At 62.2% G+C, this 13,729-nt stretch carries 12 protein-coding genes and 2 pseudogenes; 3 read left to right on the top strand and 11 right to left on the bottom strand.

Features of this window, described 5'->3' with window-relative positions; translation table 11 throughout:
* Positions 1 to 21: 21 nt before the first annotated feature.
* Together A4G99_RS08330 and A4G99_RS08335 are read right to left on the bottom strand one after the other, a co-directional pair.
* On the bottom strand, positions 22 to 228 hold the full coding sequence (locus tag A4G99_RS08330; RefSeq protein ID WP_066141815.1) for a hypothetical protein: 207 nt from the start codon (positions 226 to 228) through the stop codon (positions 22 to 24).
* Between the two features lie 106 nt (positions 229 to 334).
* Positions 335 to 748 carry a hypothetical protein gene (locus A4G99_RS08335; RefSeq protein ID WP_066141817.1) on the bottom strand — a complete coding sequence of 138 codons (414 nt, stop codon included), beginning with the start codon at positions 746 to 748 and terminating at the stop codon, positions 335 to 337.
* Positions 749 to 928: 180 nt separating this feature from the next.
* On the opposite strand from A4G99_RS08335, the pseudogene A4G99_RS08340 reads away from it, so the two are divergent.
* Positions 929 to 1,895: pseudogene (locus tag A4G99_RS08340) on the top strand (succinylglutamate desuccinylase/aspartoacylase family protein).
* On the opposite strand, the gene A4G99_RS08345 reads toward A4G99_RS08340, so the two are convergent.
* On the bottom strand, positions 1,827 to 2,507 hold the full coding sequence (locus A4G99_RS08345; RefSeq protein WP_082837736.1) for a S26 family signal peptidase: 681 nt from the start codon (positions 2,505 to 2,507) through the stop codon (positions 1,827 to 1,829). The pseudogene A4G99_RS08340 and the gene A4G99_RS08345 sit on opposite strands and share 69 nt — an antisense overlap.
* 249 nt (positions 2,508 to 2,756) lie before the next feature.
* Positions 2,757 to 3,788 (bottom strand): mRNA 3'-end processing factor, encoded by a 1,032-nt coding sequence (locus A4G99_RS08350; protein WP_223301773.1) that lies wholly within the window; start codon positions 3,786 to 3,788, stop codon positions 2,757 to 2,759.
* Between the two features lie 292 nt (positions 3,789 to 4,080).
* On the opposite strand from A4G99_RS08350, the pseudogene A4G99_RS08355 reads away from it, so the two are divergent.
* Both A4G99_RS08355 and A4G99_RS08360 read left to right on the top strand, forming a co-directional pair.
* Positions 4,081 to 4,784 (top strand): annotated as a pseudogene (locus tag A4G99_RS08355) (5-formyltetrahydrofolate cyclo-ligase).
* A 42-nt stretch (positions 4,785 to 4,826) separates the two neighbouring features.
* Positions 4,827 to 5,930 carry a nitrous oxide reductase family maturation protein NosD gene (locus A4G99_RS08360; RefSeq protein ID WP_223301774.1) on the top strand — a complete coding sequence of 368 codons (1,104 nt, stop codon included), beginning with the start codon at positions 4,827 to 4,829 and terminating at the stop codon, positions 5,928 to 5,930.
* Between the two features lie 13 nt (positions 5,931 to 5,943).
* On the opposite strand, the gene A4G99_RS08365 is transcribed toward A4G99_RS08360, so the two are convergent.
* From A4G99_RS08365 to A4G99_RS08395, 7 genes are all read right to left on the bottom strand, one after another.
* Positions 5,944 to 6,942 (bottom strand): AI-2E family transporter, encoded by a 999-nt coding sequence (locus A4G99_RS08365; protein WP_066141825.1) that lies wholly within the window; start codon positions 6,940 to 6,942, stop codon positions 5,944 to 5,946.
* 72 nt (positions 6,943 to 7,014) lie between these two features.
* Positions 7,015 to 9,747 carry a class I SAM-dependent DNA methyltransferase gene (locus A4G99_RS08370; protein WP_066141828.1) on the bottom strand — a complete coding sequence of 911 codons (2,733 nt, stop codon included), beginning with the start codon at positions 9,745 to 9,747 and terminating at the stop codon, positions 7,015 to 7,017.
* A gap of 113 nt (positions 9,748 to 9,860) precedes the next feature.
* A complete protein-coding gene (gene secY, locus A4G99_RS08375; protein ID WP_066142476.1) occupies positions 9,861 to 11,327 on the bottom strand; it encodes a preprotein translocase subunit SecY in 1,467 nt (488 codons plus the stop codon).
* Between the two features lie 249 nt (positions 11,328 to 11,576).
* Positions 11,577 to 12,065: an uL15m family ribosomal protein gene (locus A4G99_RS08380; RefSeq protein ID WP_066141831.1), complete on the bottom strand. Its 489-nt coding sequence runs from the start codon at positions 12,063 to 12,065 to the stop codon at positions 11,577 to 11,579.
* A 2-nt stretch (positions 12,066 to 12,067) separates the two neighbouring features.
* Positions 12,068 to 12,532, bottom strand: coding sequence for a 50S ribosomal protein L30 (gene rpmD / locus A4G99_RS08385; protein WP_066141834.1), 465 nt, complete (start codon positions 12,530 to 12,532; stop codon positions 12,068 to 12,070).
* Positions 12,532 to 13,173, bottom strand: a complete 642-nt coding sequence (locus A4G99_RS08390) for a 30S ribosomal protein S5 (RefSeq protein WP_066141837.1) — start codon at positions 13,171 to 13,173, stop codon at positions 12,532 to 12,534. The genes rpmD and A4G99_RS08390 overlap by 1 nt, the downstream gene beginning before the upstream one ends.
* 1 nt (position 13,174) lies before the next feature.
* A complete protein-coding gene (locus A4G99_RS08395; RefSeq protein WP_066141841.1) occupies positions 13,175 to 13,729 on the bottom strand; it encodes a 50S ribosomal protein L18 in 555 nt (184 codons plus the stop codon).

A 13,729-nucleotide genomic window follows, 5' to 3' on the forward strand; every position in this document is an offset into this window, starting at 1 on the left:
AGGTCCGATGGTACCTTCGCTTTAGAGCTCTTCGTGAATCCAATAATGGGAGATTTGGGAGGCATCCACCCAGTGGACCTGGTCGTCGGCGTCGATGCGGATGAACGGCTCCTCCTCGAACTCGACGTTGTGCGTGTGGAGTTCGAGTTCCTCCCCGTCCCCGAGCTTTACCATTATCTCGCCCTTCTCCTGAAGGCCGTCTTCCAGCCGTTGGTAAATGGATGTCATTCCATCGATTCCGACACCGTGACTGCTCAAAAGATTTGTTGCCAACGAAAGAAAATATTAGGGGGGCGAGGCCCCTTTCCGCGGAATCGACGGTCGGAGTTTCGGTTCACGCAACGTCGTTGTCCCGGAGCAGGTCGGCCAACACGTGAAAGTACAGCACGACGGCGGTGAAGACGGCGACAGGTGGCCAGAGGACGACTAACACGCCGACGAGAACGCCGCCGATGGCGACGTGTGAGAGGATACGCAGGTGTTCCAGTTCCGCGCTGTCCACGTCCTCGAACACCCAATCCTGATCACCGAACGCGTCCCGTGGGTTCGCCAGACATGCGCGGAGATGTCGCCAACTGCCCGTCTCGAAACGCGTGAGAACGAAGTGGTCCAGGTCGATGAAGACGCTCAACAGCACCCCGTAGACGAACAGGGCGGCGAGCAGTGGCGTTCCGAATCGACTCGAAAGCGGAACGAGGAGAAGCGCCGAAACGACGGCACCGATGGCGAGGTGCTCCCGCGAGTACATTGATTGGGTGAATCGACACCGCCTCCGGGCTAAAAGATGGCGTTCGTCACGTCTCCCATGTCACTTTCACTAGATGGCAAAATTATTTATATCATAGCCTTTCCCATGGGAACACTAACCACGGTATCAGCAAACGAACTTCGCTACGTTCAAGGTGTCTCTCCCGCAGTACTGCATTCAATGGGAGGACACAGCGCGGAGCGAATCCCGCTCGCCCGACTGCGTCGGGCGTCGAACTCGAAACGACGATACACACCTACGAGGGTGCCGAAGACGGCCCTACCCTCTACGTACAGGCGGCCCAGCACGGCCGCGAGATCAACGGAAGCGAAGTGCTCCGACGGTTCCACGAGGAGATCGAGACGGAGACCCTCGCGGGCCGAATCGTGGCGGTGCCGGTCGCGACCCGCTCACGTTCGACCGGGTGTCGTACACCACGCCCGAGCAGTTGGACAGTATCAACCCGAACATGAACCGGGTCTGGCCCGGCGACCCCGGCGGGACGATTCACGAGCGCATGGCGGCGACGCTCTGGGAGTACGCCAGCGAGGCGGACGCCATCGTGGACCTCCACACCGGCAGTCCGAACATGATGACCCACGTCGTCTTCATGGAGGGCGACGAGGAATCGCGCGCGTTGGCGGAAGCCTTCGGCACCGACCTCCTGCTGTCGGAGGAGGCGGGCGACGACGCCGACGTGGAGTGGTCCGAGCGCAACTTCGGCGGCAAGTTCCGCGTCGCGGCCACGCGCGAAGGTATCCCGTCCATCACGCCGGAGCTCGCGCACAACAAGGAAGTCGTCGAGAACGCGGTCGAAACCGGACTTACCGGACTCACGAACGTCTGCCGGGAGCTCGGAATGCTTGCCGCATCTCCGCTGGAGAACGGGGAGAAAGTACTGGCCCGCAATCACCTCGGTCGCGTCGATGCCGACGATTCCGGACTGTTCGTCGTGGAGTCGAACCACGAAATCGGCGACGAAGTCGAGGCGGGGGAGCGCATCGGAACCCTGTACGACCCGGCGACGTACGAGGTTCGACAGGAGGTAGAAACCGACCGCGACGGAATCCTCTACGCGTTAACCCGCGAATCGACCGTATGCGGGGGCGGCAAGTTGCTGAGTGTGGCGCTCCTCCGCGAGGAGTGAGAGCGACGTACCGTTCCGTTCCATCGAGCCAGTTCGTGAAGAACGGGACCCCGTGAACGTCACGCTATTTTTCGAGGAGTGAGAGAGCGCCGGTGACAGTTTACCGATTTTCGGGACGCGAGCGATGGCGACGCCGATGATCCAGCCGGGACGAACCGGCGAGGAGATGCCGACCGCTTGGTCGTAATACCCGTTCGCGTCCCCTTTGGTGATGAATCCCGAGTGCGGTGCCGGACAGTTCCGAAGTTGGGCACAGCTATCCGCACCCGCGACGTACGATGCGTTCGCTTTGTCGTACCAGTTTTCGCCCTTCGTGACCCAGAACCGCGCACGATGGAGGACGGGAATCGCCGAGTCGTTTCCGTACGGGTGGTAGACGAGGACGTTGCCGGGACCGCCGAGCGTCTCGAAACCGTCCTCCTTCCCGCTCTGCGCCGAAACGACGCCATCCCGACTATCCGGCGGCGTGACGCGGTGTTTGTCCATCACCACGACCACGTCCGTCTGGTTGACGTGCGGCGACATGCTCCCGCTGATGACGGTGTACGCGGGCGGCCAGACGCCCAGCGTCACCACGAAGAGAATACTCACGACGAGAACGACGGCGACCACGCTGGCAATCAATCGACGGAGGCTGAACACGACACGGTGGGACGCGAACTACGAGCTTTGTTATCGCCCGCCTGCAAAAGGGAACGTAGTCCTTTCCGCCGAGCTAGCGAATGACAGTGACGGCGATACTGCCGGGCAGTGATGGCGATACTGCCGGACAGTGACGACTATACTGCCGATAAGTATCGTGCGCGACAGGAACCGAAAGGCCGGACCCATCTCCCAGAAATCGAATGCTACCCGTCGTAATCACTCGCTTCCGAAGTCGAGAAGCGACCGTTGGTGGCGCATCAGCGGACGGGCATCGTATCCGTGTTTCTGGAGGTGCCCCGCGAACTCGTCGGCGAATCCGTGTTGCGTGTAGACGATTTCGGGGTCCACCGCTTCCACGGTCGAAACGAGCTCGTCGAAATCGCAGTGATCGGAGAGCGGAAACGTCGTATCGTAGCCCCCGCGGTAGCGATAGGAATTCGTGACGGCCCATCCCGAAAATCCGACCATCGACCCGCCGACCCGTTCGACGAGGTCCCGAACCCAGTCCGTTCGGGAGCGATTGGATGGGAGCACGACGATTTCGTCGCCCGAGAGCCTATTCACGTCGAACGGTTCCGCGTCGAAGATGATGTCCGTCGTCGCCTCGATGGCCTCGTTCACGTTCCGAATCGCGTCGCTGACGACGATGGGGCGGTTCGTCGCCCGCCGAGCCAGATGCTGGAGTTTCCCCGCCCGTCCGAGCGAGTAGCCGAACAGGAACAGCGGTTCGTCGTGGTCGGCGAGCCAATCGCAGATTTCGCCCTCCAACTCCTCCTGCGGCGGAAAGCGATACTGCGGGTCGCCGTATGTCGTCTCCATCACCAGCACGTCGGCGGGGACCGGGTCGAACCCGTCGAGATACTGTCTGTCCCGAGTCGAGAAGTCCCCGGTGTACAGATACCGTCGGTCGTCCTCGCCCGCGACGAGCGTCGCCCGCGACCCGACGACGTGTCCCGCCGGGAGGAGTTCGATGCCCGGAACGGTGTCGGTGTACTCGAACTCCGCGCCCGTCCGCGCTCGAACGAGCGCGGCGGTCTCGGCAGAACAGAGCACCGTCTCCGGCGTCGTCCGAAACGTGTGGTCGGCGTGGGCGTGGCTCACGACGTTCACGTCACCCACGGCGCTGCGGGCGTCCGCGACGATGGTCCGGTCCGTCTCGATGTGGATGCCGTCCCGCAGTCGAATCACGGTTGTTGAGTTGCTGTTGGGACGCGATGGATTTGAACTCGCCGAGACGGTCCTGCTCATCTCACGTTCGTCTGCGCGGGCGTGCGACTCGTCTGCTCAAATCCCAGTGAACAGTTTCACTGACACGAGTCGTACGCGCCACCTAGCGGCGTCGCTTACGGAGTTGCGTCAGTGAAAAGTGCGCTGACTGGGATTTGAACTCGCCGGGGCGTTCCCGGGATTCAGATGGCTTCACCTGGGGTTCGAGAAGATAGTTGAATAGATGAACAACTATTCAACTATCGTGGTATTGCCGATCCCGCATGGCCAGCCAAGCGTTGCGTTGAAGTCGCCGTGACGAACCACTCTCCCTATGGACAAAGCCGACCTCCGCGACCGAATCTGGACGCAGTTGGAGGACGAGGGAATCGCCCGGTTTCCGTTTCCCCCACACGGTCGGATTCCGAACTTCGCGGGCGCGAAGAAGGCGGCCGACGACTCGCCGAACTTCCGGAGTGGCAGGAGGCGTCGGTCATCAAGGCGAATCCCGACGCGCCGCAGTTGCCGGTTCGACGGCGGGCGCTCCGGGAGGGGAAGGTCGTCTACATGGCCCAACCACGGCTCCGCGACGAAAAGCCGTTCATGAAACTCGATCCGGCGGAAATCGAGGACACGGACGCCGCGGCGACGGTGTCGAAGATGGACGGCTACGCCGAACCCGTCGCACCGGACGACGTTCCCCACGTGGATTTCATCGTCTCGGGGAGCGTGGCGGTGACGGAGGAGGGAACCCGGATCGGAAAGGGCGAGGGATACAGCGACCTCGAATTCGCCGTCCTGCACGCGTTGGGGGCGGCGGACGACGACACGACGATCACGACGACGGTCCACGAAGTACAACTGGTCGACGACGCGCCAGCGCCGGAACCCCACGACGTGCCGATGGACGTCGTGGTGACGCCCGAGCGCGTCGTTCGGACGGAGACGACGGTCGAGCGACCGGACGGTATCGACTGGGAGGTACTTCCGGAGGAGAAGATAGAGGAGATTCCGCTCCTCCAGCGATTACGGCCGTGATTTGAGACCGGGTTGTCGTCGCAACCGGAGTGCAACGAACGCTTGTCCGAGGGAGACGAGCAAATAACGAACCGTGAGCGCGGCGAGTGCGTTGACATGCGCCGCGACGTTCCGACGCTACTCACGATTCCGACGCTACTCACGACGCTGCTCGTCGTTTCGCTGGTCGTCGTCTCCCTCACCGCAGGTGCTGGAGGTGCTGGAGTCCGCCCCGCTGCGGGGCAGGAAAACGCCGCCAACGGCACGGGGATCGACAGCTGTACGACAATTTCGTCTCCCGGTCGCTACACGCTCACCGGCGACATTCGAAACGCGACGATCGGTACGTGCCTTCGAATCACGGCGAACGACGTGACGCTCGACGGACGCGGGCATCGAGTCGACGGCGTCGGTGCGTTCGGTACCTCCGGCGTCCTCGTGACCGGCGGGTCGAACGTCACGGTTCGGAACGTGGGGGCGACCGATTGGGACGACGGAATCCGGTTCGTCGGAACCCGGAACGCGAGGGTGGCCGAAACGACCACCGCCCGCAACCGCGTCGGACTGTCCCTCGTCTCGTTTCGGGATAGCGAGGCTGTGGACAACGTCGCCCGCTCGAACGCCGTGGCTGGCGTCTTCCTCGTCGGCAGCAGTTCGAACAACACTCTCCGAAACACCACGGTGCGCGACAACGCCCTGGTCGGCGTCCAACTCGTGGAAGCCACTCGAAACACCGTCGTTGGCACCGTCGCGCGCAGAAACGAGTTCGGCGTCGCCCTGCTTGGTGCCAACCGAAACACCGTCCGCGGGAGCGTGGCGACCGGAAACCACATCGCCGGACTGTGGCTCTCCGCGGCGAGCGACAACCGAATCCGCGAGAGCCGCGTTTCGAACCGATTCTACGGCATCTACCTCGCCGACGGCGCGCGGAACAACACGGTCGAGTCGAACGTCGCCCGTGGAAACTCCGTCGGCGTCCGGTTGCGGTCGAGCCACCACAACGCCATCCTCGGCAATCGGCTCGTGAACAGCCGAGACGCTGGAATCCTTCTCATTTCGAGCGACCGAAATCGCATTATCGGAAACCGCGGAACCGGAAATCGACGGGGAATCGCCGTTTCGTCGTCGTCCGACGGAAACACGCGGTCGAACAACTCCGTGGACTAGTTTCGTCGAACGCTCACACGTCAGCGTACTCGCGGGCGAACACCGTGAGCAGGATGCGGAGCATCCCGAGGACGATGGGACCGAAGAACAGCCCCATGAAGCCGAACACGTAGACGCCGCCGAAGATGCCGACGACGAGGATGCCCGGATTCAGCTTCGCCTCCCGCCCGCTGACGATCGGTCGAAGGTAGTTGTCCGAGAGGCTGATGACGAAGGTGCCGTAGAGGAACAGGAACCCCGCCGCAACCGGCCGATTTACGAGGAAGAGATACGCTGATGCCGGGAGCCAGATGACGGAGGCACCGACGAGCGGAAGCAGGGAGAGCAGCGTCGTCACGACCGTCCAGAACACCACGCCCGGGACTCCCGCGATGACGAAGCCGATGCCGGTCAGGATGCCCTGTACGATTGCGACGAGGACGTTGCCGACCAACACGCCCCACATCACCCGGTCCATCTCGGAGTACAGTTCGTCCTGTACGTCGTCGTGGAGGGGCGTACACCGGCGAATCCAGCCGACGAACTCCTCGCCGTCGGTGAGCAGGTAGTAGAGCACGAACACCATCACGGTGAGACCGATGAGGGCGTTCGAGACGCCGCCGAAGATACCGAGCGCGTTGTCCACCAGACGTGAGGAACTTCCCGCTGGCAGGAGTTCCTGTAACGTTCGACCGTGGATGGTGACGCCGGTGTATCGTTCGACCAACGCGATGAGTTCGGCGACCTGCTGGTCGCCGCGAGCGATCACTCGGATGAGCGTGATCGCCTGCCGGGCGGCGATTGCCAGGAGCGCCGTGACGGGAACGAGGACGACGAGCGTGGTGAGGACGAGGAGCGAGAGTGCGGATACCCGAGTGCCGACGCGGTGTTTCAACCGGCGTTGAACGGGGAACAGGACGTATCCCAACAGGATTGCGGCCAACACGTACTGGAGAAACGGTTTGACGAGCAGAATTGAGAGGAGGCCGAACACGGCGATGAGAAACAGTAGGAATCCGCGTTCCCGATTCATGCCGGAGAAACGACGGGAGGGCGTATAAATCAGCACGAAGGACGTCGAATGGAGTCCGGGGTACCGAAGCGTTCAATCGTCGAACTCGATCTCGATATCGTCCTCCAACGCGTCCAACGTCCGAACCGCCGATTCGACCTCGCCCTTCGTTCGGCGGGCCGATTTCATCGTCCGTGCGATGGTCCGTATTCGCTCGGCACTCACGTCGAGGTCGAGCACGTCGATGATCACGTCGTCGATGGCGGTTTGTCCACCGTCGTCGCCAGCGGCTAATCGCTCGAATCCCTCCCGAACCGTCGCTTTCTGCTCGTCCGTCAACGCTTCCGGGTCGACGACGCGAAGGGTTCGAAGGTCGGAACTGGAGAGGTTGATCGCTCCCCCACCCGTCACCCTCCCGTGGCTCTCGATCACGACCTTCGAGAGACTGGCGTTCAACAACCCGAGCAGGAGCGTCACGTCCCCCTGTCGAGGGTGAACGAGCAGGAATCGGTTGCTGGCAACGACTTCCCCATCGGTTCGGAAGAAGAACCGACGTGTGTCCATCGCCTGCGGGCAGACGATGGGTGCCGTTTTGCCGTCCAGTCCACCCATCGCGAACCACGGGTCGTTGATCCGCACCGAGTCGTTCGTGCTCGATGGATGGTCGTCGGCCCATCGAAGATAGGCGGCCACGCCGTCGTGGCCATCCCGTTCGAGCGCCGCGATGACGCGAGTTTCGCTGGAAACGGCGGCGACATCGTCGCAGTCGTCCCCATCGACGGATTCGGACGAGGAGAGCACCGTCTCCGAGTAGTCGGCCACGTCCAGCATCCACTTCTCCGCGTCGTCCACCGAGTGCTCGTACCCATCGACTTCCTTCACGCTCTTTATCGCCGGACGGAGGAATCCGTCCTCGACTCGGCGGACCCAGTCATCGTCCGTATCGAGGATGAAGACGGGGTTCGCTCCGGTCTTCTTTCCTCGCGTGACGGTGGCAATCTCGGACAGCGAAACCGTCTCGGCGTGTTCGAGAACCGCGGTGTAGAGTGCCGGAGCCGTGACGTAGTGATGCAATTTCCCGCCGAGACGCGCCGCCAGATGCGACTGAGCGACGGTAATTGTCCGATGGCTCCGTTCGCTGCTGATTCGAAGGTTCCCGGAACCCGTCGCGTCACGGTCGATCACGTCGATGACGTCGTCCGGGCCCATCCGCTCGTTGAGACGGACGAAGTTCGTCCGCGTGTTCCGTCGTGTCGTCGCGTCGTCGGTCCGTTCCAATAGCAACAACACCGTGTCCACGAGCGCATCCTCGAACAGGCGGTTTCGAAACCCGACCACCGCTTCGACCTTGTAGTGGTCGTAGAGGAATCGCTGCAGCGACGGACCGTAATCCGCGGTCATCCACTTCGTCGGCACGATCCACGCCACCCGTGCGCCCTCCCGAAGAAAGCCCGTGACGTGCGTCAGAAAGTAACAGTACAGATCGCTCCGTCCGTCGAGCGCTGCCCCCGAATCCAGCGCTTCGAGATGCTCGCGGAAATGCTCCCGATCCGTGGCGATGGACTCCTGTCGAACGTAGGGTGGATTCGCAACCGTCGCGTCGAACGTTCCGACGGCTTCCGGGTCGAGATCGAAGAAGTCACGGTGATGCACTAAGCGTTCGTCCGCCGGTTCGTGGCGGTTTCGCGCCGCCAGGTTCAACTCGGTCAGTCGAAGCGGGAACTCGTCGATATCCACGGCCGTGAGTTGCCGAAGCAGATTCCGATGCGAACGGTTCCCCGACCCCAACGCATCCAGTCGCTTGTAGGCCTCCACGAGAAGCGACCCGGACCCGCTCGCCGGGTCGAGTACCCTGTCGCTCGGTGACCGAACCGCCCAGCGGGCGAGCAGTCGCCCGATTTCGTCCGGCGTGTAGAACTGGCCGAGTTCCGCCCGTTCCTCGGCCGGGATGAGCTTCTGGTACACACGCCCGAGAACGTCGGTTTCGATGTCGTCCAACGGTTCGCGCTCGACGCTCTCCGCGAATTCTCGCAGGCGTTCCAGCGTCCCACCGTCGTTCGGTATCTCGCTCCAAAACCCGTCGTTCGAATCCTTCCACGCCTCGGTTGCAAACCCCTCTCTCGCTTCGCTCGGTTCACGGTCGCCATCCCGAAGGTATCCATCGAACGCGATGCGTGCCACCAGTAAACAGCCGTACTGTTGGGCGGCGATCCGAACCGCTCGGTCGAAATCAGAATCGAGGGGATAGCCGTTTTCGTCCGCCCACGTCGCCATCGAGTCGTGAAAGCCGTCGTCCTCCTCGAACGCGTCGGCGATGAGCGACTCGTATCGCGGCACGAGGGTGGCGTGAAAGCTTCGAAGCCGACCGACGAAGAAATCGCCGAACCGAACCGGCGATTCCGTGCCCTCCTGTAGCGCCACCGCGTCCCGAAGGAGTTCCCCGCAGAATTCGGCCATCGACCGGGTTCGCAGGTCGTACCCTCGCCGGGTGAACTCCGAGACGTCGGTCGTCGGGGATGCGCTCTCGGAGTTCGGACGGCGAAAGAGGAACGCGTCGTTCTCGTTGACCGTCGCAAAGACGCGGGTTCCGTTCTCGATGGCACGCTGCTGTCCTCGCCCGACCACGTCGTCCGAGTGCGGGTCCACATCGGACGGCACCGCTTCGAGTACGACGGCGTCACGACGGGACGACGGAACGAGAACGCTCGCGCTGTCGCCGTCCGCACGAGGTTCGTCGTCGGGAACCTCGAACGGCGTCTCGTGTGCCGAAACGTACGTCGCCATCTCGGAACGGAGACGGGAACGAAACACGAACGCCGAGTCCATGGTCCGTGAATCATCGGCGTGATTCAAGAAGTTTCCCCGAGTTCAGCGGATACGCTTTGCCAAACTGGTGGTAAAAAAGGAACCGCAGTGAAAATCGGAAGTCTGTAACGACCTTATCCGCCGAACATCTCGCGCATCATCGGATGCATCTCCATCAGCTGTTCCTCCGCGATCTCCTCGTACAGCTTGTACGTGATGGACACCGCGAGCAGCAGCGAGGTACCGGAGGTGCTACCGATGGTACCGAGCATGTTCGCCAGGACGGCCAGCAGGCCGACCAGCGCGCCGCCGAGGACGGTAACCTGCGGGATGTACCGCTCCATCACCTTCTCGATGACGCCCGTGTTCTGGCGGAAGCCGGGAATCTGCATCCCGGAGTTCTGGATCTGTTTCGCGGTCGATTCGGGACCCATGTCCGCCGTCTCCACCCAGAAGACCGCGAAGATGGCCCCGCCGATGACCATGAATCCGAGGTCGAGACCGACGCGGATCAGGACCTGCCACCACGCCTGTGAGAGGGCATTAGACCACCACATCCACTGATTGGGGCTCTGGATGGGTGCGAGGTAGTAGAACAGCCCTCCGACCGGCTGCCCATATTTGTCGAAGTCACCAAGCCACATTGGCATGCTCTTTCCGAGCTGACTGTTCAGGATGCGCCCGAGGAACTGGATATTCGCCTGCAGGGCGCGGACGAGGATCATCGGCAGGACGCTCGCGTAGATGAGCTTCACGGGGAAGCGACCGCGTGCGCCTTTCACCCGTGCGTGGCTCAGCGGAATCTCGACGCGCACGCTCTCCGCGTACACGACGACGATGAAGATGAGTATCGTCGTGGCGAGCGCGATGATTTGCCCACCGCCGAACAGGAGGTACTGGATACCGCCCGCCGTGAGCAGCGAGACGTTCTCCGCGTTCCCGGTGATGATGTCTATCCACTGCGGGATGAGGCCGGTGTAGGTACCGAGGCCCTCCGGCGAGATGAGACCGCCGACGAGGCTCTGGCTGACGTTGGCGACGATGAACAGCCCGATACCGCTCCCGACACCCCACTTGCTGACGATCTCGTCCATGAACAGGATGAGGATCGCGCCGACGAAGATCTGGGCGAAGATGAGCCACTGGACGCCGAAGTCGCCGATGCCGAGGCTGGCAGCGACCTGGTCGTTCACCGGTAGGAACCCGCCGATGAACACCATCGGCAGCCCTTCGAGACAGACCATCACGACGACCAGCAGCTTTTGTAGGCCCTGATAGAGCACTTGGTCGCGTGGGTCGTCAGTGTCCAGTCCCAACAGGTCCGCACCGCCGAGCAACTGGAGGACGATGCTCGCGGTGACGATCGGTCCGATACCGAGGTGCAGGACAGTTCCTTGTCCACCGCCGAGGATCGAACGGAAGTTACCGAAGATATCGGCACCTTGGTCTGCCCCGTACAGGAAGACGTTTGTCAGGAAGAAATACAGCAGTAACACTCCCCCCGTCCACATCAGCTTGCGCTTGAAGGGTATGTGTCCCTCCGGGCGCTGGACGGATGGCATTCGTGTGAGGACTGGTTCAGCAGTCTCTTTCCAACCCATGTTCAACATCAATTCGCACCTCCCTACATGTATCTCCTTCGACTCGCATCACAGACAAAAATAGATAGTATAATGTAGCGAGGGGGCCACAGAATACGGTCTCGGGCGGTTTAGGGTAATCCGAGAAACGGCCACAAAGTTTTAAGCTCGAAGCCGCACTTCATTCCTGGTTCGGAGAATCGCAATTATATTCCGATCAGCGTTACTACTCGATAGGGAACTGCATCAAAAAACGGTCAACGAACGGAGTTATTCCGCGTCGTCTTCGTCTTCGCTTTCGCCGAACTCCTCTTCCTGGGCCCGGTCGCTCAGGACGGCGTCGCCGTCCGCTTCCTCGATGAGTTCGACCGCGGATGCCGAGAAGGCGTCCGCAGTGATGTCGAGGCTGTTGCGAACCTGACCGCTGCCGAGCACCTTGACGGCGTCAGCGTCCCAGCCGTCGTCGACGACATCGCGTGCGTCGAGCTGGTAGCCGTCGTCGGTCTCCTCGGCGACTCCCTCGGCCGCGTACAGCGCGGCGTCTTCGTCGAGTTTCTGCACGGAAACGGTGAGCACCGTTTCCTTCGAGTCTTCGGGTCGGGAGAACCCGTGCTTTCCGAGCGGTTCGTAGTTGTGGAACTCGTGTTTTGCGCGACCGGCGCGTCCGCGACCACCACGGTGTCCGGCACCGCGGCGGTTCTTGTGGGTTCCGCCCCCGTGCGTCCGCGAGCCACGCTGGCGTCGTTTCTTGCTCGTCATGGTTATCGCATCGCCTTGAGGAGCGTGCTGATTTCCTCTGTCGTGTGTTTGCCGAGCTGGCCTCCTTCCTTCGTCGGATGCTTGATACCCTCGTGTCCACCACGCGGTGGGTGAAGGCGGAGGACGGGCGTCAGGCCCTGCTCACGGAGCGTCGTCTCGTCGTCGAGGAGCGCGCTCGTGAGGTCGGCAACGTCGTCGTAGTCGGTGTTCTCTGCGATCCACTCGTCGTCGACCTCGTCGCTGCCTTCGAGCGGCTGTGCTCGCTTGGCGAGAACCGTCTCCAGGACCTCCTGGTCGGGTTCCCCGTGGGCGACGAAGTCGTTGACCTTCGTGATCATGCCGCGGTAGGTCTCCGATTCCGGAACCAGTGCGCAGTGATTGACCTTGTGGATGTTGAGCATCGACAGGGTGTCACGAATGTCCTGGTTCATGTTGACCTCACCGCGAACTTGGACGACTGCTTCCATCAGTCAGCCACCTCCGGTTCCTCGTCGGGACGGGCGCGTGGCCCACGCGCTTGGGAGGCGTTCTCCAGCGCGTTGTAGGTCGCCTTGGCGAGGTTGAGCGTCGTTCGCGTGTTGCCGTGGCTCTTCGTCCAGGCGTTCTCGACACCCGCGAGTTCGAGGATTTTGCGAACGGTGTCGGTCGCTGCGAGACCCAATCCGGCCGGTGCCGGGATGAGTTCGACCTCGACACTGCCCGCCTTCCCCTTCGTTCGGTGGGTGAGCGAGTGCGGTCGGTCGCTTCGGTCTTCCCACGACCCTGCGCCGCGGGGAACGTCGATGATGTTCAGCTTTGCGATCTCGATAGCCTTCTGGATGGCACCACCGACCTGATCGTCTCGACCTTCCGCGTAGCCGACGAAGCCGTCGCGGTTGCCGATAGCACAGACGCAGCGGAACTTCACCCGCCGACCGGAGTCGGTCATGCGCTGGACCATGTTGATGTCCAGCACTTCGTCTTCGAGACCGGGAAGGAGCTGATCGACGAGCTCCGGCTCCTTGAGCGGAAGGCCGGAGTTCAGCGCCTCCTCCATCGTCTCGATGTCGCCATCGGCGACCTTTCGGCCGAGACGAGTCTGGGGTTGCCAGCCGTTTCTGTTACTCATATTATTCGTCCTCCTGGAGGTTCGAGAGCACTTCGTCGAAGTGCTCGGGTAGTTCTGTGGCGTCGAAATCCCCGCTGTACAGCGGGTCGTCCAGCTGTTCAGCGTACTCGGCGATGTGCTCGCCGCGGTTACGCGACCAGTCAGCCATCACGCTTTCGTTGTGGGGGATGTCGAGACCAGCGTCGATTGCACCTTCCTGTACTGCGAACGCCTTACTGCCGGGCGTCGCCGTGTTGAGACCGATGTCGAGCACTGCCTCATCGTAATCAGTGTCGAGTGCGCGTTTGCCGAGCAGGTATCCAGTGAGGTACGCGCTGGGGATGTTGCCCGTGGGGGCCTCCCAGCCGTACTCCGCCAGATCGCCGGAGTAAGCACTCGCAACTGTGTTGTCGCCGTCGGGACCCATCGTGACCAGCTGTGCCCTGACATGCTGGTTGCTCTTCCGAGCGACCAGACGTGGCTTACCCGATTTCAGCAGGCGCAACCTTTGATGGTAGTCAGTCCGGACCTCACGGCGGCGGCGCATCGGCACCTTGTATCGTGGTCCAGTTGCCAT

This window comes from Haladaptatus sp. R4 (assembly GCF_001625445.1).
Lineage (GTDB): Archaea > Halobacteriota > Halobacteria > Halobacteriales > Haladaptataceae > Haladaptatus.

Coding starts and splice junctions, on each gene's coding strand:
- A4G99_RS08395 (WP_066141841.1), bottom strand. CDS start 13,729: ATGGCAACTGGACCACGATACAAGGTGCCGATGCGCCGCCGCCGTGAG.
- A4G99_RS08335 (WP_066141817.1), bottom strand. CDS start 748: ATGTACTCGCGGGAGCACCTCGCCATCGGTGCCGTCGTTTCGGCGCTT.
- A4G99_RS08365 (WP_066141825.1), bottom strand. CDS start 6,942: ATGAATCGGGAACGCGGATTCCTACTGTTTCTCATCGCCGTGTTCGGC.
- A4G99_RS08370 (WP_066141828.1), bottom strand. CDS start 9,747: ATGGACTCGGCGTTCGTGTTTCGTTCCCGTCTCCGTTCCGAGATGGCG.
- rpmD (WP_066141834.1), bottom strand. CDS start 12,532: ATGGAAGCAGTCGTCCAAGTTCGCGGTGAGGTCAACATGAACCAGGAC.
- A4G99_RS08390 (WP_066141837.1), bottom strand. CDS start 13,173: ATGAGTAACAGAAACGGCTGGCAACCCCAGACTCGTCTCGGCCGAAAG.
- A4G99_RS08330 (WP_066141815.1), bottom strand. CDS start 228: ATGACATCCATTTACCAACGGCTGGAAGACGGCCTTCAGGAGAAGGGC.
- secY (WP_066142476.1), bottom strand. CDS start 11,327: ATGGGTTGGAAAGAGACTGCTGAACCAGTCCTCACACGAATGCCATCC.
- A4G99_RS08380 (WP_066141831.1), bottom strand. CDS start 12,065: ATGACGAGCAAGAAACGACGCCAGCGTGGCTCGCGGACGCACGGGGGC.
- A4G99_RS08350 (WP_223301773.1), bottom strand. CDS start 3,788: ATGAGCAGGACCGTCTCGGCGAGTTCAAATCCATCGCGTCCCAACAGC.